This window comes from Tepidiphilus sp. HLB4, from assembly GCF_054823945.1.
Window position 1 is genome coordinate 1 of the sequence record NZ_JSYB01000075.1, and the last position, 1446, is coordinate 1446.

Genomic DNA, 1446 nt, shown 5'->3' on the forward strand with positions numbered 1-1446 from the left:
TGTAAGAGCAAAATAGTAATGTCCGCTCTGGGCAAGATGAAAATGTCCGCATCGAGGCGATGCGGAGGTTTTGATGGAGCGGATCGAGATGAGTGACAAAGAGCTCAAGCGGCTGGAGGTGCTGCGCCAGGTGCTCGACGGGGTGGTGAGCCAGAAAGCGGCCGCCGAACGCCTGGGGCTGACGGATCGGCAGGTGCGGCGCCTGCTGCGGCGCTACGAAGCGCAAGGCGCGGCCGGTTTGGTGGATCGTCGGCGCGGCAAGCCCTCGGGGCGGAGGTTGGCGCCGTCGTTCAAGGAACGCGTCATGGCACGTCTGTCGCAGTGCTACGCCGATTTCGGTCCGACACTGGCGGCCGAGCATCTGGCCGCCGAAGGACTGAGCGTCTCGAAAGAGACCTTGCGGGGCTGGATGATCGAAGCCGGTCTGTGGCAGGCCGCCCGTGGGCGGCGCGTGACGCTGCACCCACCCCGCCCCAGGCGGGCTCGTCTGGGGGAGCTGGTGCAGATCGACGGCAGCCCCCACGACTGGCTCGAAGGCCGGGGCAAGCGCTGCACGCTCATTGCTTTCATCGACGATGCCACGAGCCGGGTGATGCATGCGCATTTTGCGCCGGTGGAAAGCACCCAAGCCTACCTGAGCGCCTTGCAGGACTATGTCACGCGCCATGGCCGGCCGGTGGCGCTCTACAGCGACCGGCACGGCATCTTCACCAAGCACGATCCGGAGGACGAAGCGCCGACGCAGTTTCAGCGCGCCCTGGACACCCTGGGGATTGCCGGAATACAGGCGCGCACGCCTCAGGCCAAGGGGCGCGTCGAGCGTCTCTTTCAGACCTTGCAGGATCGCCTGGTGAAGGCGATGCGCCTGACCGGCATCAGTGACCTGCTCAGCGCCAATGCGTTCCTGGAACCGTACCTCGTCGAGCACAATGCCCGCTTTGCGCAAAGCCCGGCAGAGCCCAACGATGCCCATCTTCCCTATGAGGGCAAGGCCGAGGAGCTGGCGCGCTGCTGTGCCACGCACCATCGCCGCAAGCTCTCCAAGGACCTGGTGCTGTCGTTCAGGCGGCAACGCTATATCGTGCGCACCCAGGGCGCACCGCGCTATGGGCTGCGCGGCGCCAACGTCACCGTCGTCGTTTATGGCGATGGGCGCATCGAACTGCTGCATGGCCAGGAGGTGCTTGCCTTCACGGTCTTCGATGCCACGCAGGACGTGCCGCAGCCCCTCGATGACAAGACGTTGAACGCCCGGGTCGACGAACTCGTCGAGAAACGCACCCCGAAAAAGCTATGGCGCCCCGGCCCGGATCATCCCTGGCGACAGTACCCCGAGCCGCCGCCCTCAGAAGGCGGCAAGGAGGCCGCCCCCTGACACGAAACCTCCGCCCCAACCGGACATCTTTATCTTGCCCAACGACCGGACATTTCTATTTTGCCTTGACA

Annotated in this window: 1 protein-coding gene; it reads left to right on the forward strand. The window is 65.1% G+C overall.

Annotated elements, in window-relative coordinates:
• Nucleotides 1-88: 88 nt before the first annotated feature.
• The gene (locus tag OA56_RS09590) at nucleotides 89-1375 is read left to right on the forward strand and encodes an ISNCY family transposase (RefSeq protein WP_198289052.1); all 1287 of its coding nucleotides are present in this window, start codon (nucleotides 89-91) and stop codon (nucleotides 1373-1375) included.
• Nucleotides 1376-1446 lie beyond the last annotated feature (71 nt).

Bases quoted from the DNA above. Each gene is read 5' to 3' on its own strand.
- OA56_RS09590 (WP_198289052.1), top strand. From the start codon at position 89: ATGAGTGACAAAGAGCTCAAGCGGCTGGAGGTGCTGCGCCAGGTGCTC.